The sequence below is a fragment of the Pseudomonas sp. TH43 genome (genome assembly GCF_016650635.1).
Taxonomy (GTDB): Bacteria; Pseudomonadota; Gammaproteobacteria; order Pseudomonadales; family Pseudomonadaceae; genus Aquipseudomonas.
Genome location: NZ_JAEKFI010000003.1, coordinates 859,317 through 882,163, shown reverse-complemented (window position 1 = coordinate 882,163; position 22,847 = coordinate 859,317). Strand labels below are relative to the sequence as shown.

At 58.9% G+C, this 22,847-nt stretch carries 17 protein-coding genes and 2 tRNA genes; 6 read left to right on the top strand and 13 right to left on the bottom strand.

What is annotated here, in order from left to right; genetic code table 11:
• Positions 1–34 precede the first annotated feature (34 nt).
• Entirely contained in the window at positions 35–508 is a 474-nt protein-coding gene (locus JFT81_RS13620) for a GNAT family N-acetyltransferase (protein WP_201227708.1), read from the bottom strand.
• A gap of 220 nt (positions 509–728) precedes the next feature.
• Positions 729–2,066 (bottom strand): 30S ribosomal protein S12 methylthiotransferase RimO, encoded by a 1,338-nt coding sequence (gene rimO, locus JFT81_RS13615; protein WP_034154944.1) that lies wholly within the window; start codon positions 2,064–2,066, stop codon positions 729–731.
• A gap of 289 nt (positions 2,067–2,355) precedes the next feature.
• On the opposite strand from rimO, the gene JFT81_RS13610 reads away from it, so the two are divergent.
• Together JFT81_RS13610 and JFT81_RS13605 are read left to right on the top strand one after the other, a co-directional pair.
• The gene (locus JFT81_RS13610) at positions 2,356–4,257 is read left to right on the top strand and encodes a potassium transporter Kup (protein WP_201227707.1); all 1,902 of its coding nucleotides are present in this window, start codon (positions 2,356–2,358) and stop codon (positions 4,255–4,257) included.
• Positions 4,258–4,885: 628 nt separating this feature from the next.
• On the top strand, positions 4,886–5,821 hold the full coding sequence (locus tag JFT81_RS13605; protein ID WP_201202023.1) for a transposase: 936 nt from the start codon (positions 4,886–4,888) through the stop codon (positions 5,819–5,821).
• Positions 5,822–5,937: 116 nt separating this feature from the next.
• Here JFT81_RS13605 and JFT81_RS13600 read toward each other — a convergent pair whose 3' ends face one another.
• The 4 genes from JFT81_RS13600 to JFT81_RS13585 all read right to left on the bottom strand — a co-directional run bounded on the left by JFT81_RS13600 (position 5,938) and on the right by JFT81_RS13585 (position 10,527).
• Positions 5,938–7,233 (bottom strand): AcvB/VirJ family lysyl-phosphatidylglycerol hydrolase, encoded by a 1,296-nt coding sequence (locus tag JFT81_RS13600; RefSeq protein ID WP_201227706.1) that lies wholly within the window; start codon positions 7,231–7,233, stop codon positions 5,938–5,940.
• On the bottom strand, positions 7,233–9,872 hold the full coding sequence (gene mprF / locus JFT81_RS13595) for a bifunctional lysylphosphatidylglycerol flippase/synthetase MprF (RefSeq protein WP_201227705.1): 2,640 nt from the start codon (positions 9,870–9,872) through the stop codon (positions 7,233–7,235). Before mprF ends, JFT81_RS13600 begins: the two co-directional genes overlap by 1 nt.
• A gap of 279 nt (positions 9,873–10,151) precedes the next feature.
• Positions 10,152–10,228: transfer RNA gene (locus tag JFT81_RS13590), tRNA-Met, on the bottom strand.
• A 222-nt stretch (positions 10,229–10,450) separates the two neighbouring features.
• Positions 10,451–10,527: transfer RNA gene (locus JFT81_RS13585), tRNA-Met, on the bottom strand.
• Between the two features lie 280 nt (positions 10,528–10,807).
• On the opposite strand from JFT81_RS13585, the gene dinB reads away from it, so the two are divergent.
• Positions 10,808–11,869, top strand: coding sequence for a DNA polymerase IV (gene dinB, locus JFT81_RS13580; protein WP_201227704.1), 1,062 nt, complete (start codon positions 10,808–10,810; stop codon positions 11,867–11,869).
• Between the two features lie 116 nt (positions 11,870–11,985).
• Here the strand turns inward: dinB and JFT81_RS13575 are convergent, their stop codons facing one another.
• The 4 genes from JFT81_RS13575 to JFT81_RS13560 all read right to left on the bottom strand — a co-directional run bounded on the left by JFT81_RS13575 (position 11,986) and on the right by JFT81_RS13560 (position 16,758).
• Complete coding sequence (locus JFT81_RS13575) at positions 11,986–12,939, bottom strand: hypothetical protein (RefSeq protein ID WP_201227703.1); 954 nt, start codon at positions 12,937–12,939, stop codon at positions 11,986–11,988.
• Positions 12,940–12,956: 17 nt separating this feature from the next.
• The gene (locus tag JFT81_RS13570; protein ID WP_201227702.1) at positions 12,957–14,672 is read right to left on the bottom strand and encodes a proline--tRNA ligase; all 1,716 of its coding nucleotides are present in this window, start codon (positions 14,670–14,672) and stop codon (positions 12,957–12,959) included.
• Positions 14,673–14,801: 129 nt separating this feature from the next.
• The gene (locus JFT81_RS13565; protein ID WP_201227701.1) at positions 14,802–16,361 is read right to left on the bottom strand and encodes an AmpG family muropeptide MFS transporter; all 1,560 of its coding nucleotides are present in this window, start codon (positions 16,359–16,361) and stop codon (positions 14,802–14,804) included.
• Positions 16,362–16,404: 43 nt separating this feature from the next.
• Positions 16,405–16,758 carry an MGMT family protein gene (locus JFT81_RS13560; protein WP_201227700.1) on the bottom strand — a complete coding sequence of 118 codons (354 nt, stop codon included), beginning with the start codon at positions 16,756–16,758 and terminating at the stop codon, positions 16,405–16,407.
• Between the two features lie 164 nt (positions 16,759–16,922).
• Here JFT81_RS13560 and JFT81_RS13555 point away from each other — a divergent pair, with 164 nt between their 5' ends.
• A complete protein-coding gene (locus JFT81_RS13555; RefSeq protein ID WP_201227699.1) occupies positions 16,923–17,930 on the top strand; it encodes a DUF481 domain-containing protein in 1,008 nt (335 codons plus the stop codon).
• 155 nt (positions 17,931–18,085) lie between these two features.
• On the opposite strand, the gene JFT81_RS13550 is transcribed toward JFT81_RS13555, so the two are convergent.
• Positions 18,086–18,295: a cold-shock protein gene (locus tag JFT81_RS13550; RefSeq protein WP_002554837.1), complete on the bottom strand. Its 210-nt coding sequence runs from the start codon at positions 18,293–18,295 to the stop codon at positions 18,086–18,088.
• A 354-nt stretch (positions 18,296–18,649) separates the two neighbouring features.
• Between JFT81_RS13550 and dcd the strand changes: the two genes are divergently transcribed.
• Both dcd and JFT81_RS13540 read left to right on the top strand, forming a co-directional pair.
• Positions 18,650–19,216 carry a dCTP deaminase gene (gene dcd, locus JFT81_RS13545; protein WP_201149222.1) on the top strand — a complete coding sequence of 189 codons (567 nt, stop codon included), beginning with the start codon at positions 18,650–18,652 and terminating at the stop codon, positions 19,214–19,216.
• Positions 19,217–19,323: 107 nt separating this feature from the next.
• On the top strand, positions 19,324–19,533 hold the full coding sequence (locus tag JFT81_RS13540; RefSeq protein WP_129390065.1) for a hypothetical protein: 210 nt from the start codon (positions 19,324–19,326) through the stop codon (positions 19,531–19,533).
• Positions 19,534–19,650: 117 nt separating this feature from the next.
• Here JFT81_RS13540 and pdeM read toward each other — a convergent pair whose 3' ends face one another.
• Both pdeM and JFT81_RS13530 read right to left on the bottom strand, forming a co-directional pair.
• Complete coding sequence (gene pdeM / locus JFT81_RS13535) at positions 19,651–20,307, bottom strand: ligase-associated DNA damage response endonuclease PdeM (protein ID WP_201227698.1); 657 nt, start codon at positions 20,305–20,307, stop codon at positions 19,651–19,653.
• Positions 20,304–22,793 carry a ligase-associated DNA damage response DEXH box helicase gene (locus tag JFT81_RS13530; protein WP_201227697.1) on the bottom strand — a complete coding sequence of 830 codons (2,490 nt, stop codon included), beginning with the start codon at positions 22,791–22,793 and terminating at the stop codon, positions 20,304–20,306. Before JFT81_RS13530 ends, pdeM begins: the two co-directional genes overlap by 4 nt.
• Positions 22,794–22,847: the final 54 nt, after the last annotated feature.

Here is a 22,847-nt window from a genome sequence, read left to right as displayed (position 1 = left end):
AGCAGGCTAGCTCCCACAATGGGATTGTGGTGTGTCAGGCATGGTTTGAGCGCTGTTGATTTTGGCGCAAGCGCATATGCAGCAACGGATACGGCTGGCCCATGCCATCCACCTCCGAGCGGCCGATCACTTCGAAGCCCTGCTTGAAGTAGAAGCCCAGCGCCTGTGGGTTCTGTTCATTGACGTCCAGTTCATCGGCATTCAGATGCTGCAGCGCGTAGTTCAGGAGTTTTTTGCCCAGACCTTGGCCACGGTAGTCAGGATCGATAAAGAGCATTTCGATCTTGCCCGCCGCAACGCCGGCAAACCCGGTGATGCGCTGGTTGGCATCTTTGGTACAGATCAGCATCACCGCATCGAGGTAACGCGTGAGCACCAGATTGCGCAGCAGCTCGATGTAGCTGTCCGGCAGAAAATCATGAGTGGCGCGAACCGAGGCCTCCCAGACCCGGGTCAGTTCCTGATAGTCGCTGAGTTTCGGCGTATGGATGACCGAATGGTGACGCATGCCCGTCTGCCTCTTGTCCGTTTCAAGGGAGTCCGTCCCCCGCTAAACGATAGCCGTAAAAAAGCCCCGCATCTCGTAAAAAGAGCGGGGCTTTTCAACTTTTTCAACACCGAACTGTAGGCGCTGAGCTTGCTCGCGAAGATGGTGTATCAGCTGCTAATGAAGTCGGCTGACACAGCGTTTTCGCGAGCAAGCTCTGCTCCTTCAAGGGCCTGCGGGGTCAGATCTGCTCTGCCCACAGGTCGTATTCATCAGCATCAGTCACTTTGCACCAGACTTTATCGCCCGGCTTCAGGTTGCTGCCGTTGTCGATAAACACGTTGCCGTCGATCTCCGGGGCGTCGAAGAAGCAGCGGCCGACCGCGCCTTGCTCGTCGACTTCGTCCACCAGCACTTCGATTTCACGGCCAATGCGCATTTGCAGGCGCGCCGAGCTGATTGCTTGCTGGTGCGCCATAAAGCGATCCCAACGGTCTTGCTTGACGTCGTCCGGTACGATTTCCAGATCCAGATCATTGGCCGGAGCGCCTTCAACCGGCGAGTACTGGAAGCAGCCTACGCGGTCGAGTTGGGCTTCGGTCAGCCAGTTCAGCAGGTACTGGAAGTCTTCTTCTGTTTCGCCTGGGAAGCCGACAATGAAGGTCGAACGGATGATCAGATCCGGGCAGATTTCGCGCCAGTTCTTGATCCGCGCCAGGGTTTTGTCTTCGAACGCCGGGCGTTTCATCGACTTCAGCACTTTCGGGCTGGCGTGCTGGAACGGGATGTCCAGGTACGGCAGGATCTTGCCGGCGGCCATCAGCGGGATCAGCTCGTCAACGTGCGGGTACGGGTAAACGTAGTGCAGACGCACCCAGACGCCGAGGGTGCTCAGCGCTTCGCAGAGTTCGGTCATGCGGGTTTTCACCGGCGCGCCGTTCCAGAAACCGGTGCGGTATTTCACGTCAACGCCGTAGGCGCTGGTGTCTTGCGAGATCACCAGCAGCTCTTTAACGCCGGATTTGACCAGACGCTGAGCTTCGTCCAGCACATCACCCACCGGACGGCTGACCAGTTTGCCGCGCATCGATGGAATGATGCAGAAGGAGCAGCTGTGGTTGCAGCCTTCGGAAATCTTCAGGTAAGCGTAGTGACGCGGGGTCAGCTTGATGCCTTGCGGCGGCACCAGATCGATCAGCGGGTTGTGATCCTTACGCGGCGGCACGACTTCGTGCACGGCGTTGACCACTTGCTCGTACTGCTGCGGACCGGTCACGGCCAGCACGCTTGGGTGCACGTTGCGGATGTTGCCTTCTTCCACGCCCATGCAGCCTGTGACGATCACCTTGCCGTTTTCCTTGATCGCTTCGCCGATCACTTCCAGCGACTCAGCCTTGGCCGAATCGATGAAACCGCAGGTGTTGACGACTACAACGTCGGCGTCCTGATAGGTCGACACCACGTCATAGCCTTCCATGCGCAGCTGGGTCAGGATGCGCTCGGAGTCGACCAGTGCTTTCGGGCAACCCAGAGATACAAAGCCAACCTTTGGATTGGCCGGCGCAGGAGTGGTGGACATGTCTAACCTCGGTATTTTGTGACGCCGCTTTCTTGGTGCGAAAGCCGACGGACGGGCGCTTAGGGCGCGCCTCTGATCAAAAAGTGCGCAATTCTAGCGGCGAGGAGCGCACTTGACCAGCTTTATGCCGGGAAATACGACGAGTGCTGCGCTATGCTTCGCGCCTTTGCGCTTTACTGAATTTTTACAGTCAACAAAACGTCTGTAACAACGGGTAAAACAGCGCATGCTGCACGACAAAGCATAGTGCTTCGTTCGAAGAAGCCGGTCTGGGAATCAGGAGTGTTGGATGGGTCAGGCAAGTAGTCAGGCGGCGGGCGCCGAGCATTCGACGGCAAAGCCGATCGGCATGCTGGTCGCCGCGGTCGGGGTGGTTTACGGCGACATCGGCACGAGCCCGTTGTACACCCTCAAAGAAGTCTTTTCCGGCGGTTACGGTGTGGCCGTCAATCACGATGGCGTGCTGGGCATTCTTTCGTTGATCTTCTGGTCACTGATCTGGGTCGTGTCGATCAAATACATGATGTTCGTGCTGCGCGCCGACAACCAGGGCGAGGGCGGGATCATGGCGCTCACCGCGCTGGCACGGCGGGCGGCGGGGCATCGCAAAAAGCTGCGATCGTTGCTGGTGGTTTGCGGACTGATCGGCGCTGCGCTGTTTTACGGCGACAGCATGATCACCCCGGCAATTTCCGTTCTCTCGGCAATTGAAGGCCTGGGCTTGGCATTTGATGGCATCGACCATTGGGTGGTGCCGTTGTCGCTGGTGGTGCTGGTCGGGTTGTTTCTGATCCAGAAGCACGGTACAGCGCGGATCGGCATCCTCTTCGGCCCCATCATGGTGACCTGGTTTCTGGTTCTCGGCGCTCTCGGTGTGTATGGCATCAGCCACGCGCCTGAAGTGCTGCATGCGATGAACCCGATGTGGGCGGTGAATTTCTTCGTGGTCCATCCAGGCATGGGCGTGGCGATTCTAGGCGCTGTGGTGCTGGCGCTGACCGGTGCCGAAGCGCTGTATGCCGACATGGGCCACTTCGGCCGCAAGCCGATTGCCCGCGCGTGGTTCATCCTGGTGCTGCCGGCGTTGGTACTCAACTACTTCGGTCAGGGCGCCTTGCTCCTGGAAAACCCGGAAGCAGCACGTAACCCGTTCTATCTGTTGGCGCCAAGCTGGGCGTTGATTCCGCTGGTGGGCCTGTCGACGCTGGCCACCGTGATCGCTTCGCAAGCGGTGATTTCCGGTGCGTTCTCCCTGACCCGTCAGGCGATCCAGCTCGGTTACATCCCGCGCATGTACATCCAGCACACCTCCAGCGCTGAACAGGGTCAGATCTACATTGGCGCGGTGAACTGGTCGCTGATGGTCGGCGTGGTCTTGCTGGTGCTGGGCTTCGAATCCTCCGGCGCGCTGGCCTCCGCCTATGGCGTGGCCGTGACTGGCACGATGCTGATGACCACTATTCTGGTGTCGGCCGTCATGCTGTTGCTGTGGAAATGGCCTCCAATCCTCGCGGTGCCGGTGTTGATTGGTTTCCTGCTGGTGGACGGTCTGTACTTCGCCGCCAACGTGCCGAAAATCGTGCAGGGCGGCGCCTTCCCGGTGATCGCCGGTATTGCACTGTTTGTGTTGATGACCACCTGGAAGCGCGGCAAGCAACTGCTGGTCGAGCGTCTGGACGAAGGCGCGCTGCCGCTGCCGATCTTCATCAGCAGCATTCGCGTGCAGCCGCCGCATCGTGTGCAGGGCACCGCCGTGTTCCTCACTGCTCGCTCCGACGCCGTACCGCATGCGCTGTTGCACAACCTGTTGCATAACCAGGTACTGCACGAACAAGTCGTGCTGCTGACCGTGGTTTACGAAGACATCCCGCGTGTGCCGCCATCTCGGCGTTTCGAAGTGGATTCCTACGGCGACGGCTTCTTCCGAGTGATCCTGCACTTCGGCTTCACCGACGAACCGGACGTGCCACAGGCGCTGAAGCTGTGTCATCTGGACGATCTGGATTTCAGCCCGATGCGCACCACGTACTTCCTCAGCCGCGAAACGGTGATCGCCTCGAAACTGGAGGGGATGGCGCGTTGGCGTGAAGCGTTGTTTGCGTTCATGTTGAAGAATGCCAATGGCAATTTGCGATTCTTTAATTTGCCGTTGAACCGGGTGATTGAGTTGGGGACGCAGGTCGAGATGTAAGCCAGCGTCATCAGAGAGCCCCCGTCAGCCCTGCGGCTGGCGGGGGCTTTTTTGTGCCCGCAGATAAACCGCAAATCCACCACAAATCCCCTGTGGGAGCTGGCTTGCCAGCGATGAGGCTGGCACATTCAGACTCAGTGTCGACCGTGTGCAAATCATTCAGGTACGTATGACGGCATCAGCGGAACAAGAAGTACAGGATGAACCGAAGGACCTCCGGATCGAAAAGAGGGCCAGTGAACGATTGCTTATCTTTGATCTGGCCCAAGCGATCAGTCATGACGATATGCGGGCAATGTACGCCTGCGAGGATTGACGATTATTTGAGTCCAGCGCAATTCCCCTGTGGGAGCGAGCCTGCTCGCGAAGGCGTAGTGTCAGTCGACGAATCTGCAAATTGACCCACTGCATTCGCGAGCAGGCTCGCTTGTATGTTTAGACTTGAAGGGGTGGGCGGGACTACAGACTCGATTCTGACTCTGACCAGTACAGACCGTGGGAGACTTCTCGTCCCGCCCTTTCTACCCAAAGCGCCGATAAGGAATTCATCGGTAAACCGACGATAGAGACAAGCCAGCGCAACGGTAGACCCCAACAAGCTCTTAAACCCTAGCTCCGAGGATTCGTCATGACAATCCTTACTTCGCAGACGGTTGTTGGTATCGATATCGCCAAGGCCGAAGTCGTTGTCTATCGTGCTGACCTGGAAACAATTGAGTCGGTCAAAAATGATCGAGCCGCCCTCAAACGTTGGCTCAAAACTTTGCCTGCGCAAAGCGCTATCGCTGTTGAAGCCACCAACATCTACCACTTGGAGACTGTTGATCTGGCTCATGCGATGGGGCATCAGGTCTATGTCGTAGATGCTTATCGAGTTAGCCATTATCGTCGCGGGGTCGGTCAACGGGCCAAAAATGATCCCTGCGATGCCCGCGTGCTCGCGCGTTATTTGACGAATGAGCAATGTAAATTGCGGCTTTGGAACCCGCCACCCAAGGCCTATACCGTACTGAAAAGCTTGCTGCACAGACGCGCGACGTTAATTCAGAACCATACGGGGCTTATGTTGAGCTGGGCCGATGAACCCTTGCTGAAAAAAGAGCGTGCCGCTCAGCAAAAAGCATTCGAACGATCCGATCAGGTCATTCAGAAACTGCTGCGCAAGGTCAGCAAAGAGGCGGGTATTGAAGACAATATTGACCGCTGCAAAGCGATTGAAGGCGTGGGAGAACTGACGGCGACTGGGTTGGCAACGACCTATATGCGCGGTGACTTTGCCAATAGCGATGCCTTTATCGCGTTTTTGGGTATGGATCTGACAGTGGACGATTCGGGTAAAAAGAATGGCCCGAGATTCCTGACCAAAAAAGGAGACCCGGAGATCCGTCGGTTGACGTACAACGCCGCGATGGCGGCGAGTCGCTCAACGAAGTGGAAACCATTTTACGAGTCTTACCTGGCCAGAGGCTTCTCGAAAACACAGGCGTTAGTGGCCCTTGCTCGCAAGCTCTGTCGAGTGGCATTCGCCCTGATGAAAAATCAGGGCGAATACCGATTAGCCTGAGATTTTAGGGTTGCTGGCCAACATAGAATCTCCCACAGGGGATTTTGGTGGCTGCTGGAATGTAAAAGCCCCCGCAGCTTCACAGTTGCGAGGGCTTTTCGGTGGCGTGGCTCAGATCACTCTTCGGCGACCTGGCTTGCCGCCTGGCGTTTCTCGATCAAGTCCACCAGACGCTTGGCCAGCGCCGGGTAGTTCTCGTCGAAGTGGTGGCCGCCGGGCAGTTTCACTGCCTCACCCACCGCTGTCTTGTCCGTGCAGCCGCTTTCATCCGTCTCTTCCTCACCGTAGATGCAAATCACCTTGGCCGGTGGCAGTTTGGCCATTTCCGGGCCGGTGGCGGCTTCTTTGCCGGCGTTACCCAGCCAGCCTTCGACTTCGATTTCGAAGCTGCCGGTGCGGGCGAAGGCCAGCAGGATGATTGCGTCTACGCGTTGCTGCTCGGTGTCCGGCAGGCGGTTGTAGATCGCTGGCAACACGTCGGCACCGAACGAGTAACCGGTGAGGATGAAGCGCTTGGTGCCCCATTTCTGCCGGTAGTGCTGCATCAGTTCGGTCAGGTCCAGCGCGCTTTGCTCAGGGCTCTTGTGCTGCCAGTAGTAGCGCAAGGTGTCGATGCCGACCACCGGATAGCCGATCTTGGCCATCTCACCCGCTACATCGCGGTCGAGGTCGCGCCAGCCGCCGTCACCGGAGAGGAACAGGGTGACGGTGTCTTTGGCCTGGCCGGCCGGTACTTCAACCACCGGGATTGCCAGACCGCCGTTAGCCTTGTCGCCGCCGACGAGGATCTTGCGCAGTTCGTTGTTCAGCACTTGCGGCAGGTTGATGTCGTAGTCGCTGATGCTGGTTTCGGCGTTCGGTTGATCGCGCACGAAGCCTGCGCTGGCGTCATCCGGGTTGTCGTTCCAGGCCACCAGCCAGTGGCCGTGGGCGGCAGACTTCGGCAGTAGGTGCGTGCAGCCACCCTTTTCCAGAGCGAGGTCAACGGAGACGGCTTGGGCCTTGTCGTCTTTCTGTTCCGACAACCAGCGCCAGGCCAGCACGGCACCAGGACCGATGCCGCTGACCAATGTGGCCGGGCCATTCAGTTCACGCAGGCCCGATTGCAGGGCGCGGCTTTGCAGCAGGCAGTCCTTCGGCAGAATCACCTGGACGATTTGCGCCGAGGCGCTGCGGCTAAGGGTGGTCAGTTGCTTTTCACTGAGTTTCTGGTCGTCATTAACCGCGATCAGCACTTGGGCCTTGGCCTTGGTGCCGGGAATGACGCGGGTCATGGCCGCACCATCGGCCGGGTTGAGCTGTTCGACGGTCGGTTCCGGTGCCGGGCGTTTCAGGTACCAGTAACCGCCGCCGGCAATCACGGCCAGCACGATCAGTGCGGCCAGGATGTACTTCAGGGAGCGTTGAATCATCAGCGTTTCACCAATCCAGTCAAGCCGCCCGCGATCAGGGCAGCAGTGTCGGCCAGCGCCACCAGCGGATCGAGTCCGGCGGGCACGGCCATATAACGGGGTTCCCAGTCAGGCTGGAACTTGTCTTTGAAGCGGCGCAAGCCTTGGAAGTTGTACAGCTGCTCACCACGGCGGAAAACCATCGAACCCAGACGCTGGGTCAGCGGTGCACCACGCCGGGGTTGCAACCCCGACAACGGCACCATGCCCAGGCTGAAGCGCGCGTATCCGTGACTCTTATAGTGTTGAATCAGGCCGACCATCATGAATTCCATGGTCAGCTTTGGAGCGTCCGGGTGCGCGCGCATCAGGTCGAGGCTGGCCAGGTCGTGGCTGTAAGTCTCGAGCAGGTTGGCGAACGCCACCGGGCGGCCCTCGAAGCGAATCACCGCGATGCGGAAATGCTTCAGGTAATCGTCGCTGAAACGGCCGAGGGAGAAGCCTTTCTCGCGCACATTCTTGCCGGTCAGCCACGCATCGGAAATCACTCTCAGCTCATCCATCGGCGCCTGGCCCGGCTCGTGGATCTCCAGCGACAGACCGTCGCGGGAGCCGCGGTTCCAGGTGTAACGCAGATCCTTCATCTCTTTGCCCTTGGCTTCCAGGTCAAAGCGCACCAGATCGACCCGGGCTTCCTCGCCGAGCTTGATCGCAGTCAAGCCGATGTCCATGTAGTACGGCAGGTTCTCCGCGCGCACCTGGTAGAACACCGGGCGGGCGTGGTGAATATCGCAGAGGTCGCGGAACTGCCAGATCATCTCGGCGCGTTGCTGGCCGGGGCCGATCGGGTCGTACAGCGCCACCAGGCTGCGGCCACGGCGCGCGTACATCAGAAACGCTTCATCGTTCTGGTGAAACAGCAGCGCCTTGTCACCGGTCAGCGCCAGGCCGCCGTCGGGTTGCGACGAAGCCATCAGAATCTTTGCCGCACGATCGAGTTCATCAGGCGTCGGCAAGTGAATGACCGGGCGCGCGGTGCGCAGCAGCCATGTCAGCGCGATCACCAGCAACAGCACGGCAGCGCCGAGCAGCGAACGCAGGCCACGTGGCGCGTCTGCATCAAGGGTGAACTGCCACCAGAGTTGATGGCTGTAAGGCACGTCTTGATAGGCGAACAGCAACAGCCACGTCGAAGCGCCCAGCACGCAGAGACTGGCCACCAGATACAGCGGCGAGAAGGGCAGTTCGGTCAAGCGACTCGGGCGATAGAACGAGCGACGGAACACACCGAGCAACGCAGCGGTGAGGGTCATCAGCGTCGCTTCTTCCCAGTCGAAGCCTTTGAGCAGCGAGAGCAGGGCGCCAACCAACAGCAGAATGGTGGTCAGCATCCACGCCGCCGACAGGCGACGGCGCAGGCCCTGAGCGAGCATCAGGCAGAGCACGCCGATCAGGCTGGCGCCAAAGTGCGAAGCGTCGACCAGACGATGCGGGATCAGAAAACCGATATGTTCCAGCCGTGTATCGATTTCCGGGGTCGCACCGGAGAACAGCAGCACCACGCCGGACAAGAACACCAGCACCGCCAGAATCGGCGCTGCGAGACCAGACGCGGCGCGCATGGTCTGGGTCTGGAACAGGCGCTGACCTTCGTTGATCAGCAGGAATACGCAGGCCACCAACAACGGCAACACCACATAGATCAGGCGATACAGCAGCAGCGCAGCGGCGAGAGGCGCGGCACCGAGCTTGTCGGCGAAAGCGGCCAGCAGGATCGCTTCGAACACACCGACGCCGCCGGGTACGTGGCTGAGTACGCCGGCAGCCAATGCCAGCAGGTACACCAGCAGGAACGCACCAAACGGCGGCGCTTCCGGCAGCAATAGATAGAGAACAGTCGCGGCGGCCGCAACGTCGAGGGCGGTAATGATCAGTTGCAGGAACGTCAGACGTCGACCCGGCAGGCGCAGGGTGCGGCGACCGACCCTGACCAGCAGGTTGTCGCGCAACGGCTGTTCCGGCAGGCGCCGACGATAGATGCCGATAGCCAGCACTGCGCCAAGCAACAGCACGACCGCGGCGACAGTGCCGAGCAGGCCTTCGGACAAACCCAGTGCCTGAGAGGCAGCAGGCAAGTCACTCAGTGTCGCCAGCGCTGCCAGCGGCGGCAGGGCACAACCCAGCGACAGACTGGCAAACAAGGTCATGTGCGCGACTTCTGACGCCCCCAGACCCAGCCGCGCATATAAACGGTAGCGCACCGAACCGCCTGACAACAGCGAAAGGCCGATGGCGTTACCAATCGCAAACGCGGTAAAGCCGCCGAGGGCCAGCGTACGCGGTGGCAATGTCACACCGGCATAGCGACTGGCTGACCATTCGTAGCCCAGCAGAATAATGAAGCCGACCACGGTCGCGCCGAACGCGCCGAGCAGGGCGGGTTTCGGCACGTCGAGGATCGAGTCGTGCAGCGCGTCGAGATCGAGCTCGGCAAGCAGATGACGACAGGCAATCAGCGCAATGGCGAACAACAGCAGCGTGACCGCCAGACCAATGGGTTGACGGTACTTGCTCAACCGATCCAGCAAGCGCAAACGCTCGGGTTTGATCGGATGTTCCGCTGTGACGGTGTCTTGTGAATCAGACGAGTTGGCGCGCATCAATCACCTCTTGGATTGTGCGCGACAGGATGGGGGTATCCAGCCAAGTTACCAATCCCTGTAGAAAAAAATAATCACAAAATACTACGCCTCTCACCAGGTATCGGCGAGGGCAGTTCCTGGATTGCAGACGTCTTGCCTGCGACTCAAGCATAGTCGCAAGTTGGCGAGTCTGATGATCCCGAGCGGTTCACTGCACAGTGACAGATCATTGTTGCGAAAGGACTTTTTCGACAGATACAAAAAAGGCCACTCTTTCGAGTAGCCTTTTTTGATGTTTGGTTGCGGGAGCCGGATTTGAACCGACGACCTTCGGGTTATGAGCCCGACGAGCTACCAGACTGCTCCATCCCGCGTCTGTGTGGCGGCATTCTACAGGCGAACGGCGAGGTGTCAACCGCTAATCCCATAAAGGGTCAAATAAATGTGAATTCGCGTCAAACAGTCGCACGTGACGCGTTAAGTTTCGGAAATGAAACGAATTCCTGTTTGGCAATGCGCTTGCGTCAGCCTGGCAATAACTGCAAAACAGGCGCGCACAAAAAAGGCCACTCTTTCGAGTAGCCTTTTTTGATGTTTGGTTGCGGGAGCCGGATTTGAACCGACGACCTTCGGGTTATGAGCCCGACGAGCTACCAGACTGCTCCATCCCGCGTCTGTGTGTCGGCATTCTACAGAGGAACGCCGGGGTGTCAACCCGCAATCTGGATAAAATCTGTTGAGGTTCAATCGGTTAGCGCATTTTATCGGGTGTTTCTATAGCTACAGGGCAGGCGGGGCAAGGCTTTCAGCTCTATTGGCTGGCGTTTTCCGATTGATAAAATAAATCCAAAGGACATTTCCTACCGCTCAGAAAGAACATTCAGACCACTGGTGCTATATACAGGTGTCAGTGAGATACTGCCGATCCGGCTCGCCACATTTCCTTTTCTGACATGACTCAGCGAAAAATCATCCACATCGACTGCGATTGTTTTTACGCCGCCATCGAGATGCGCGATGACCCGCGTCTGGCCGGCAAGCCACTCGCGGTGGGTGGTTCGGCAGATCGACGCGGCGTGATTGCTACCTGCAATTACGAGGCGCGGGCTTACGGCGTACGCTCGGCGATGGCTTCGGGGCATGCCTTGAAGCTGTGTCCCGACCTGACCATCGTCAAGCCGCGCATGGATGCCTATCGCGAGGCCTCGAAAGAAATTCACACGATCTTTGCCGATTACACCGACCTGATCGAGCCCTTGTCGCTCGACGAGGCTTATCTGGACGTGTCCGACAGCGCGCATTTCGGCGGCAGCGCCACACGCATTGCCCAGGACATCCGTCGCCGAGTCTCCAATCAGTTGCATATCACTGTGTCTGCGGGCGTGGCGCCGAACAAGTTTCTGGCGAAGATCGCCAGTGACTGGAAGAAGCCCAATGGTTTGTTTGTGATTACACCGGATCAGGTCGAGGACTTCGTCAGTGGCCTGCCAGTGAGCAAGTTGCACGGTGTCGGCAAAGTTACGGCTGACAAACTGGGCAGGCTCGGCATCGTCGACTGCTCACAGTTGCGCGAGTGGGGCAAATTGGCGCTGGTGCGCGAATTCGGCAGCTTTGGTGAGCGATTGTGGAGTCTGGCCCGTGGGATCGATGACCGGTTGGTGCACAACGACAGTCGGCGTCAGTCGATCAGCGTGGAAAACACCTACGACGTCGATCTGCCTGATCTGCGCAGTTGCCTGGATAAGTTGCCGGAACTGTTGGAGACCCTGAAAACGCGCATGGCACGGATCGACAGTAGTTATCGACCGGGCAAGCCGTTCGTCAAAGTGAAGTTTCATGACTTTACCCAGACGACGCTGGAGCAGGCCGGGGCAGGGCGGGATCTGGGCAGTTATCAGTTGATGCTGACGCAGGCGTTCAATCGCGGCGGGAAACCGGTGCGGTTATTGGGGGTTGGGGTGCGGCTGGAGGATTTGCGCGGCGGGTTTGAGCAGATGGAGTTGTTCGAGCGGTAGTTTTGCGATGAGTGTCGGTCAGCCTTCGCGAGCAGGCTCGCTCCCACATGGTTTTTGTATACGACACAAATCCAATGTGGGAGCGAGCCTGCTCGCGAAGCTTTTAGCTGTTGCTGTTAATTCGGTCCCGGATCTGCAACCAGACGCCCAGCATCCTTGGTCAGCGACTTGAGAAACTCAGTCTGCAGCTCAGGATCGTTGCGCGTCAGTTCGATCAGGCTTTGTTCCAGCTCGCTGGCTTCTTCTTCCAGGCCCAGTTCCGACAGGCGCTTGACCCGGTGGACCCACTGGCTCACTTCGTCGTCTTCCAGATCGTCGTAAATCAGCCCGTGCGCTTCCAGCAACTTGCCACGCAATTGGCTGCTGATGATCAGGGAAGTGTCAGAGTGCACGTCATCCTTGGCGTCTTCGACGCTGATCTGCAGTTTGCCGACATGGTTGAGGTCATTTTCGGCAAAGGGACTGTCGAGCAGGTTCAGGCGCAGGACACCGTTACGATCGGTGGTCATGTCGAACGTCTGCTTGCCGGCCTTGACCTGCACCGGGCGCTCGCTCCACGGCAGGCTTGAATACTCCGTGCGCTTGTCGCGCTGGACTTCATCGATACCGGCCAGGTTCTGCTGCGCACGACCGTTGGACTGCACATTCATGAACGGGTTGAGCCCGGCGAAGCCGTAGCTGAGCCAGTCCTTGGTCACGCTGTCCGGCAGGTTGCCGAGGGCGAAGACGTTGACCACGTTCGCGCCGACACCGCCAACCACGGCCACTACGCCCAGCGGGATCTCGTAGACCTCCCGCCAAGGCTGGTACGGCGTGTAGCGATCGTAATGACGGGTGACTTCGAACTCGGTGACTTCAAAAGTCTTCTGTTCGTTGATCTTCACGCGTCGCTGCGGCAGCTCAAGCGCCTTAGGCTCACCGACATCAATTTGCAGGCTATGGTCGAGCAACTTTCGCTCGACCCGCTCTTCGTGCTCGCTGCGTTGTGACATGTGATTGGCACAGCCGCTGACCAGCAGGGCACCGCACAAGGCGGTGCCACCGAGGCCTAAGGTGTTTCGCTTGAACATGACGTCTCTATCTGGTTTCAGCGGCGGATACGGGCCTGCAGGAAGGACAATACGTCGGCCACCGGCAATGCTTGCGCTTCGCCTTCGGTACGGCTCTTGTATTCCAGGTTGCCTTCGGCGAGGCCGCGGTCACTGACCACGATCCGGTGAGGAATGCCGATCAGCTCCATGTCCGCGAACTTGATGCCCGGGCTGGTTTTCTTGTCGCGGTCGTCCAGCAGCACTTCGAAGCCGGCGGCCGTCAATTCGGCGTACAGCTTGTCGGTGGCTTCGCGCACCTGCTCGGTTTCATAACGCAGCGGTACCAGAGCGATCTGGAACGGCGCCAGGGTGTCGCTCCAGATGATGCCGTTGGCGTCGTTGTTCTGCTCGATGGCCGCAGCCACCACGCGGGATACACCAATACCGTAGCAACCCATTTCCAGGGTCACCGGTTTGCCGTTCTCGCCCAGCACTTCGCACTTCATCGCCTTGCTGTACTTGTTGCCCAGTTGGAAGATGTGCCCGACTTCGATGCCGCGCTTGATTTCCAGCGTGCCTTTGCCGTCCGGGCTCGGATCACCGGCAACCACGTTACGCAGGTCGGCCACGGTCGGAACCGGCAGATCACGCTCCCAGTTCACGCCGAAGTAGTGCTTGTCGTCGATGTTCGCGCCGATGCCAAAGTCGCTCATCAGTTCGACCGAGCGGTCGATGATGATTGGCAGTGGCAGGTTCAGCGGGCCGAGGGAACCGGCGCCAGCGCCAATGGCGTCACGCAGTTCGGCATCGGAAGCCATGACCAGCGGGTTGGCCACGCCAGGTTGCTGGGCAGCTTTGATTTCGTTGAGTTCGTGGTCACCACGAATCACCAGCGCGATCAGCTTGCCTGCTTCTTCCGCGTGGACGATCAGGGTCTTGATAGTCTTTTCAATCGGCAGATTGAATTTTTCCACCAGTGCCGCGATGGTCTTGGTGTCTGGCGTATCGACCAGGCGCAGCTCTTCGGTCGCCGCGGCACGCGAAGTTTCGCGTGGTACCGCTTCGGCCTTCTCGATGTTCGCTGCGTAGTCGGAACCGTTGCTGAAGACGATATCGTCTTCGCCGGATTCGGCCAGCACGTGGAATTCATGCGAACCCGCGCCACCGATCGAACCGTTGTCGGCTTCAACCGGACGGAATTTCAGGCCCAAACGGGTGAACACGTTGCAGTACGCCTGGTGCATGCGGTCGTAGGTAACCTGCAGCGACGCTTGATCGGCGTGGAACGAGTACGCGTCTTTCATGATGAATTCGCGGCCGCGCATCAAACCGAAGCGTGGACGGATTTCATCACGGAATTTGGTCTGGATCTGGTACAGGTTGATTGGCAGCTGTTTGTAGCTGCTCAACTCGTTGCGCATCAGATCGGTGATCACTTCTTCGTGGGTCGGGCCCGCGCAGAAGTCGCGACCGTGGCGGTCTTTGATGCGCAGCAGTTCAGGGCCGTATTCTTCCCAGCGCCCGGATTCCTGCCACAGCTCGGCCGGTTGGGTGCTCGGCATCAACACTTCCAGAGAGCCGGCAGCGTTCATCTCTTCGCGAACGATGGCTTCAACCTTGCGCATAACCCGCAGGCCCATGGGCAGCCAGGTGTACAGGCCCGAGGCGAGTTTGCGGATCATGCCGGCGCGCAGCATCAGCTGGTGGCTGATCACGACCGCATCGGAAGGCGTTTCTTTCTGTGTGGCGAGCAAAAATTGACTGGTGCGCATGGTTGGCCGTTGTCGGTTGCTATGACTGGAAATGACGGAGCAGTGTACCGGCGAGTTTTGCTGACGTACAGGCGTGCGGCCGGCGGTGAGGTGCAACGGCGGGATTCTTCCCGCCGTTGGCGAAATGTCCTACGACTCTTCCGCGACTGGCGTCGGCACGGGTTCGGGCGTGGGTGTCGGGCCTTCGCGGCGCCTTTCCTGGAACCAGTGCAGGGCGATCAGCACCAGCGTCGGCACACCGAGCAGTGCGGTGATCAGGAAGAAGCTGTGGTAGCCGAACTTCTCGACCATGACACCGGAATAGCCGCCCATAAGGCGCGGCAGCAGGAGCATGATCGAGCTGAGCAGAGCATATTGTGTCGCGGAGAACTTCAGGTTGGTCAGGCTCGACAGATAGGCGACGAACGCCGAGGTCGCCAGGCCGGAACTGAAGTTGTCGAGGGAAATGGTCACCACCAGCATCTTCAGGTTAGGGCCCATGTCGGCGAGCATCACGAACAGAAGATTCGTGGCCGCCGAGGCTGCGCCGCCGATGAACAGAATCGGCAGAATGCCAAAGCGCACGATCAGCAGACCGCCCATGCCGGCGCCCACGAGGGTCATGATCAGGCCGAAGATTTTGCTGACACTGGCAATCTGATCCTTGGTAAAGCCCTGGTCGATGTAGAACACGTTGGCCATTACGCCCATCACTGTGTCCGACATCCTATAGGTGGCGATCAGTCCGAGCAGTAATAGCGCCTGCCAGCGGTAACGCAAAATGAAGTCGTTGACGGGCGTCAGTACTGGCGCCAGGCCACGACGACCCATGGTCGACAGGCACAGGCCGGTGAGCAGCGTATAGAGAATGGCGCGCAGGAAAGCGCGGTCTTCAAGCAGCAGGTCGAGCGGGCTCATCCCGCCGAACAGCACGCTGGCAAAATCGGTGTTGTAGAGTTGGGTGAACATCGCCGGCACGGACACCAGCAAGACGATCAGCACAAACACCGACATCAGTTGATGCATGAACGTGTAGCGCCCGGCCTGCAATTGGGTGCGCAGCGGCACCGGCGGTTCGCGCATGAAAAAGGTGGTGAGCAGGGCAGGGATCATCAGCGCACCGAACAGCACGTAAGTGCCCGTCCATGCCGAATGCTGATAGTTGAACCCGGTAGAACCAAAGCCCTCCGCGAAAAACAGTGCGCCAGCGGTGGCCAACAGCGCTGCCACGCGATAACCCGACATGTAGCTGGCGGCGAGGGCAGCCTGGCGGTTGTCCTCGGCGATTTCCAGGCGATAGGCATCGACCGCGATATCTTGCGTTGCGGAGGCGAAGGCGACGACAACGGCGATGGCGATCAGCCAGGACAAATGCTTCTGCGGATCACAGAAACCCATGCCGATCAGGCCAAAAATTACCAGTGTTTGCGAAAGCACCAGCCACGAGCGTCGACGGCCAAGCTTGCCCAATAACGGCAGGCGCCATTGGTCGAGCAGGGGCGACCAGACCCATTTGAACGCATAAGCGAGGCCGATCAGGCTCGCGTAGCCGATGGTTTCACGGGCTACGCCCGCTTCGCGCAGCCACACGGAAAGCGTTGAAAACACCAGCATGTACGGCAGGCCGGCGGCGAAACCCAGCAACAACAGCACGAGCGTCGAAGGACTGGCATAAGCGGCTAGCGCGGCGCGCCAGGTTTTACGGGGCATGGGCTGAAGTCTGCCTCAAGATTGCGAAAACAAAGCGCGCACTCTAACCGCTGTGCTCTACCGGACGCCAGCCATGGCGCTGAATATCCACACGATTGTTCAGGATGGTGATGCCTTCAGTGCGCAATCTGGCCCGTTGTTCATCGCCGGAAGGGCTGCCGACCGGGAGGCTGATCCGACCGCCGGCACCGAGCACCCGGTGCCAGGGCAGTTTGGTATCGCCGGGCAACTGACTCAACGTGCGGCCGACCCAGCGGGCGGCGCGCCCCAATCCGGCGAGTTCTGCCAATTGACCATAGCTGACGACTTTACCCTCGGGCACTTGTGCGAGGGTCGAGTAGAGCGCCGTGCGTCGGATTTGCGCTTCGCTTTCACGGTCGTTGATCGGGTCTGTCACGGGTGCGCCTCCTGAACATCGTCGGATTGAGGCCTTCAGGGTAATCCGTCGTCGTGCAGTTGAGAAATGAACTCAATAGAAATAGTCCGGTCAGTCCTTGTCAGGGTCTTATTCCTACGGATAATGCCGACCTTTTTTCGCAAACTTGAGCCCTCGATTCGCTTATGTTGTCCAGAACCTTGCTGTGCCTTGCTGTTTTCAGTGCGTCCACGCCCCTGCTTGCCGACACCGTGTGGTTAAAGAACGGTGACAAGTTGACCGGCACTATCACCGTGTTCGATGGCGGCAAGCTGTTGATCCAGACCAAATATGCCGGTGCGGTCACGATTGACTGGAAAGAGGTCAAAACCCTGGACAGTGATCAGCACCTGCTGGTCAAGCAGGACGCATACAGCGGTGAAGTGTCCAAGTCGCTGACGGCGGCCGAAGACGGCAAGGTCACCCTGGCCAACGGTGAGGCGCCGAAAACTGTCGAGCTGGCGAGCATTCAGCAGATTCTCAAACCGAAACCGGTGGTCGAGGATCTGGTGTGGAAGGGCAATGTCGATCTGGCGCTGGACTATCAGCGCGCCGAGAAGGACACCGATGATTACGACGTAGGCTTCAAGACCACCGCGCGTCACGGCCGCTGGCGACACACCGCCGAAGGCGAGTACAACCGTGAAGTGCAGGACGACGAAGTCACCACCAACAACTGGCGCGCCGAATATGCCCTCGACCGCTTCCTGACCGACAAGTGGTTCTGGCAGGGCCGTCTGAACTACAAGCGTGATTACGTCGAAGAGTTGTCCCGTCAGCGCGTAGTGGGTACCGGTCCGGGTTATCAGTTCTGGGATGACGAGCTGGGCGCGTTCTCGCTGGGTTCGCTGCTCAACCGCACCGATTACGAGTACAGCGATGGCGGCAAGGACAACTTCTATTCGGTCGCGATGAAGTGGGACTACAACCGTTACCTGATCGGCAAGAAGGTTGAGTTCTTCACCAATGGCGAAATCGGCAAACCGTTGTCTGGCGTGGCCGACTATGCACTGGATGCCGAGATGGGCCTGCGTTACAAGGTCACTGATTGGGCGTCGCTGAACCTCAAGGCCGAGCGTGACATCATCAGCGGTACCAACGATGCGGATTTGAGCAAGACCCGCTACACCGCAGGGTTTGGCGTGGCCTGGTAAGGCAAAAGCAAAAGATCGCAGCCTTCGGCAACTCCTACATTCATCCCCGTAGGAGCTGCCGCAGGCTGCGATCTTTTTTTGCGTCTGCACAAAACAGGCGCCCACAAAAAAGCCCCGCTTTTAAGGGCGGGGCTCTTTTCTAAAGAAGCTACAAGTTAGATAACTTGTACTTCCTCAGCTTGCATGCCTTTCTGACCGCGGGTAGCGATGAAAGAAACCTGTTGGCCTTCTTTCAGGCTTTTGAAGCCGTCGGATTGGATAGCTTTGAAGTGAACGAACAGGTCGTCACCGGATTGTGGAGTGATGAAGCCGAAGCCTTTTTCATCGTTGAACCACTTAACGGTACCGGTTTGGCGATTAGACATGGTGTAACTCCTTGAACAAAGATAACTGCGACTCAGGAAGAACCCTGGCCGAGACTGAGTGCAAAGAGCAGGAAAAATTCTTGTAGATGGTTGGATCGAAATTCAACATATCGTGTAGAGATTCTCAGTGACACAAGCAGCACAGTGGCGCCACCTTAACCCTTTTTCCGAGACGTGCCAATGCTTCTTGCGAAGGTTTCTGTATTTTAGGGATCGGCGGTGTGACGGTTCGTCGCCAGACCGCGTAAATCATGGGGGATCGGCGAGAATTGCAGCCCGCACTTTGAACCCGGCGGCGCGCCCGGTAAGATGCCGGACAGAATTTTTCCACCTCGCTATTCAGGACACCCCGCCATGAGCATCAAATCGGACAAGTGGATTCGCCGCATGGCGCAGGAACACGGCATGATCGAGCCTTTCGTCGAGCGCCAGGTACGTGGCAACGATGACAGCCGGGTGATCTCCTACGGTGTGTCGAGCTATGGCTACGATGTGCGTTGCACCAATCATTTCAAGGTGTTCACCAACATCAACTCGTCGATCGTTGATCCGAAAAACTTCGATCCGGGCAGCTTCGTCGACATCCACAGCGACGTTTGCATCATTCCGCCGAACTCCTTCGCGCTGGCCAGCACCGTCGAATACTTCCGCATTCCGCGCAACGTATTGACCATCTGCCTGGGCAAAAGCACCTACGCGCGCTGCGGCATCATCGTTAACGTCACCCCGCTCGAGCCTGAGTGGGAAGGTCACGTAACGCTGGAGTTTTCCAACACCACCAACCTGCCGGCGAAAATCTACGCCAACGAAGGCGTGGCGCAGATGCTCTTCCTCGAATCCGACGAAGAGTGTGAAGTTTCCTACAAGGATCGTGGCGGCAAGTACCAGGGCCAGCGTGGCGTGACTCTGCCGCGCACCTGATTCGTCCATCCGGCGGATGTCGGGAATTCTTTGGCGGGCAGACACTCTATGGGGTGTACTGCCCGTTTTTGTTTCTGGCAAAACGGGCCTTCGCCGAGGAGTGCTCCATGAAGATCGACCCGCATATCACTGCCGAGCTGGCAAGGCTTGAGCCCAATCAGGTTGGCGTATTGGCCTGGTCCCTGTTGGCACAACCATCCTTGAGCATGGCCGGTGGAATTCCCGGTCAGCCTGATCCCGACACCCCCAATGAGCAACCGACCGAGCCAGGCGAGCCCACCTTGCCGGACGAGCCGCCACCGGCGCCAGTCGCCTGATGTTTTTGCAGGAGCAGAGCTTGCTCGCGAAACGGTGTGTCTGTTTCATCTTTGATGGATGTGCAGACGCCTTCGCGAGCAAGCTTTGCTCCTACAGGCGCGAGGGAGTGGGCAGGTTTAGTTGACTGGCCAGATTTCGTTGTCGCCGATGACAAAGATTTTGCAGTTGTCATCCTTTTCGACCGGATAGCCCCCGGTAAACGCGCCAAACGCTGGCAACAGGCTAATGCGCTCACCCAATCTGAAGCACGCCAGGCGCAGACTCTGTCGGCCCCTGCCGTGTAATCGATAGACCGGGTGTACGTGACCGGCCAGTACATGCCTTTCAGGATGTGGATCCGGTTCATGCTGTAGAGCGAAAGGCCCCAGCAGCAGCGGCTCCGGTACCACTCGTATGTTCAGCGATGCCGGGGGATCGCCCGCGCGTTTGTCGTGATTGCCGCGAATCAGTGTCATCGGCAGATCAACGTGGCGTGCCCGCCACTGCGCCAAGGCGTTCAACGTGCCGGGCGCATGTGAACCTGGGCCATGGAGGAAATCGCCGAGAAAGATCAGTTGCCGGCACGGCAATTTCGCCAGCAAATGATCGATCACCGAAATATTGCTCGCCGTGGTGCCTTGTGGAACCGGCTGGCCGAGGCTGCGATAGGCCGCCGCTTTGCCGAAATGCACGTCGGCAATCAGCAGCGCCTGTTGCGCCGGCCAGTACAGGGCTTTTTCCGGCAGCAGCCACAATTCCTCGCCGGCGAGGCGCACAGGGTAGGGCGCGCTCATCGGGATGAACTCTTGTCGGCGGATTTTTCCAAGTCACCCACCATCCGCCTGATCCTGTCAGCAAGCTTTTCAGAACTCATGCTTTCGCGCATGCGTTCAACCAACAGTGGAAACCCCAACGGTGCAGGACGTTTGATCTGATGCACATCCAGGTTCATCCGGTTGATGCGCTCCAGCGTCTGCTCCAACCGACGAATATCCAGTTCTTCGCGCAGGACTTCTTCCCCGGCCTGGGCCAGCAACAGATTGTCCGCGTCGTATTGTTTGAACACTTCAAAGAACAGCCCACTTGAGGCCTGCACCTGTCGGGTACTCTTCGGCGCGCCGGGGTAGCCGGCGAACACCAGGCCGGCTATTCGCGCGATTTCGCGGAAGCGCCGCAAGGCCAGTTCTCCGGCATTCAGACTGGACAGCACATCCAGCAACAGATGATCGGTATTGAACAGTGAAGCGTTCAGATGCTCAGCCCAATCGACAGCTGTGGCGCTGAGCAGCTCCAGCCCGTAGTCATTCACCGCGATCGAAAAGGTCACCGGCTGACGCTGGCTGACGCGCCAGGCCAGCAGGCTCGCCAGCCCCAAATGCACCTGCCGACCGGCAAACGGGTAAAGAAAAAGGTGCCAGCCCTCGCGGGATTTCAGCACTTCTGCCAAAAGGTTCTCTGACGTAGGCAAGCCAGACCATTGCGCTTGAGTGTCCAGCAACGGTCGCAAGGCCTGCATTTCCGGACCGCTGAACTCGCCCCGTGCCGCAGCGCTGAAGCGAGTGACCACGGCTTCGGCCAATTCGCTGGACAGCGGCATACGTCCGCCATTCCAGCGCGGCACGGCGGCTTTTTTTACGCTGCTGCGTTTCACGTAGGCCGTCATGTTTTCCACTCGCACCAACTCCAGCAAACGCCCGGCGAAGAGGAAGCCATCACCGGGTTTGAGTCGAGCGATAAAACCTTCCTCTACGCTGCCCAACTGCTTGCCACCGCCGCCCTTGCTCCAGAATTTCAATTGAATACTCGCGTCGCTGACGATGGTGCCAACGCTCATGCGATGGCGGCGCGCGAGGCGCGCGTCCGGAACACGCCAGACGCCGTTTTCGTCCGGTTCTACCCGGCGATAATCCGGATAGGCTGTCAGAGACATCCCGCCATGGCGTACGAAAGCCAGCGCCCAGGCCCAGTCCTCAGGCGTCAGATCGCGATAGGCCCAGGCACCGCGGACTTCTTCGTACAACTCATCAGGTAAAAATCCGCCGCCGAGGGCCATGCTGACCAAGTGCTGCACCAACACATCCAGCGGTTTGTGCGGCGACAGACGGGGTTCAATGCGCCGTTGCTCGACAGCATCGCGGGCGGCTGCCGCTTCGATCAGTTCAAGGCTGTGGGTCGGCACCAGCGTCACCCGCGAGCTGCGTCCCGGTGCGTGTCCCGAACGTCCGGCGCGTTGCATCAAGCGTGCGATACCTTTGGCCGAGCCGATTTGCAGCACGCGTTCGACGGGTAAAAAATCCACGCCCAGATCCAGACTTGAGGTGCAGACCACGGCTTTCAAAAAACCGTCCTTCAAGGCTTTTTCGACCCAGTCGCGGGTGTCGCGGGACAATGAACTGTGATGCAGGGCGATTAATCCGGCCCAATCCGGCCGGGCTTCAAGCAATGCCTGATACCAGATTTCCGACTGCGCTCGGGTATTGGTGAACACCAGGGTGCTGGCGCAGGCGTCCAGCTCGGCAACCACCTGCGGCAGCATCTTCAGACCGATGTGTCCGGCCCAGGGAAAACGCTCAGTGGACAGTGGGATAAGGGTGTCGACCTTCAAGATTTTTTCGCTTTGACCCTGAACGCTGATGCCGTCGCCGCGTGGGATGAGTACCTGCTCGGCGTGGGATTGATTACCCAGGGTTGCAGAAACACCCCACACGATCAGGTCGGGTTGCCAGTGACGCAGCCGGGCGAGGGCCAGTTGCAGTTGCACACCGCGTTTATTGCCCAGCAATTCGTGCCATTCGTCGACGACGATCATGCGTAATGTCGATAGTGCAACTTGCGCATCGGCACGGGCGAGCAACAGAGTCAGGCTTTCTGGCGTGGTGATCAGCGTGGTCGGCAGGCGTCGGCTCTGCCGGGCGCGTTCGCTGCTGCTGGTGTCGCCGGTGCGCAGGCCGACACTCCACGGCAGCTGCAAATCATCAACAGGCACCTGCAGGGCGCGCGCGGTATCGGCGGCGAGCGCACGCATGGGCGTAATCCACAGCACGGTCAGTGGTTCGGCGGCTGGTTTGCGCTTGCGTGAAGTTTCAGTAATCGCAGAGGGCCTGGCGTAGCGATTGAGCGCGGCGAACCACACTGCATAGGTTTTACCGGCGCCGGTGCTGGCATGCAGCAATCCGGATTCACCGCGTTTGACCGCCGCCCAGACTTGTTTCTGAAACGCGAACGGCTTCCAGTCGCGGGCGCTGAACCAGATTTTTGCGAGGTCGGGGGATTTCGCCATGCGGGCTGCGCGCGCTCTGGAGGTGTTCTTCCAGTGACCGCACGGATATGGCAA

What these genes read in the sequence shown, in the direction of transcription:
- JFT81_RS13620 (WP_201227708.1), bottom strand. Translation starts at nt 508, where the DNA reads ATGCGTCACCATTCGGTCATCCATACGCCGAAACTCAGCGACTATCAG.
- rimO (WP_034154944.1), bottom strand. Translation starts at nt 2,066, where the DNA reads ATGTCCACCACTCCTGCGCCGGCCAATCCAAAGGTTGGCTTTGTATCT.
- JFT81_RS13610 (WP_201227707.1), top strand. Translation starts at nt 2,356, where the DNA reads ATGGGTCAGGCAAGTAGTCAGGCGGCGGGCGCCGAGCATTCGACGGCA.
- JFT81_RS13605 (WP_201202023.1), top strand. Translation starts at nt 4,886, where the DNA reads ATGACAATCCTTACTTCGCAGACGGTTGTTGGTATCGATATCGCCAAG.
- JFT81_RS13600 (WP_201227706.1), bottom strand. Translation starts at nt 7,233, where the DNA reads ATGATTCAACGCTCCCTGAAGTACATCCTGGCCGCACTGATCGTGCTG.
- mprF (WP_201227705.1), bottom strand. Translation starts at nt 9,872, where the DNA reads ATGCGCGCCAACTCGTCTGATTCACAAGACACCGTCACAGCGGAACAT.
- dinB (WP_201227704.1), top strand. Translation starts at nt 10,808, where the DNA reads ATGACTCAGCGAAAAATCATCCACATCGACTGCGATTGTTTTTACGCC.
- JFT81_RS13575 (WP_201227703.1), bottom strand. Translation starts at nt 12,939, where the DNA reads ATGTTCAAGCGAAACACCTTAGGCCTCGGTGGCACCGCCTTGTGCGGT.
- JFT81_RS13570 (WP_201227702.1), bottom strand. Translation starts at nt 14,672, where the DNA reads ATGCGCACCAGTCAATTTTTGCTCGCCACACAGAAAGAAACGCCTTCC.
- JFT81_RS13565 (WP_201227701.1), bottom strand. Translation starts at nt 16,361, where the DNA reads ATGCCCCGTAAAACCTGGCGCGCCGCGCTAGCCGCTTATGCCAGTCCT.
- JFT81_RS13555 (WP_201227699.1), top strand. Translation starts at nt 16,923, where the DNA reads ATGTTGTCCAGAACCTTGCTGTGCCTTGCTGTTTTCAGTGCGTCCACG.
- JFT81_RS13550 (WP_002554837.1), bottom strand. Translation starts at nt 18,295, where the DNA reads ATGTCTAATCGCCAAACCGGTACCGTTAAGTGGTTCAACGATGAAAAA.
- dcd (WP_201149222.1), top strand. Translation starts at nt 18,650, where the DNA reads ATGAGCATCAAATCGGACAAGTGGATTCGCCGCATGGCGCAGGAACAC.
- JFT81_RS13540 (WP_129390065.1), top strand. Translation starts at nt 19,324, where the DNA reads ATGAAGATCGACCCGCATATCACTGCCGAGCTGGCAAGGCTTGAGCCC.
- pdeM (WP_201227698.1), bottom strand. Translation starts at nt 20,307, where the DNA reads ATGAGCGCGCCCTACCCTGTGCGCCTCGCCGGCGAGGAATTGTGGCTG.
- JFT81_RS13530 (WP_201227697.1), bottom strand. Translation starts at nt 22,793, where the DNA reads ATGGCGAAATCCCCCGACCTCGCAAAAATCTGGTTCAGCGCCCGCGAC.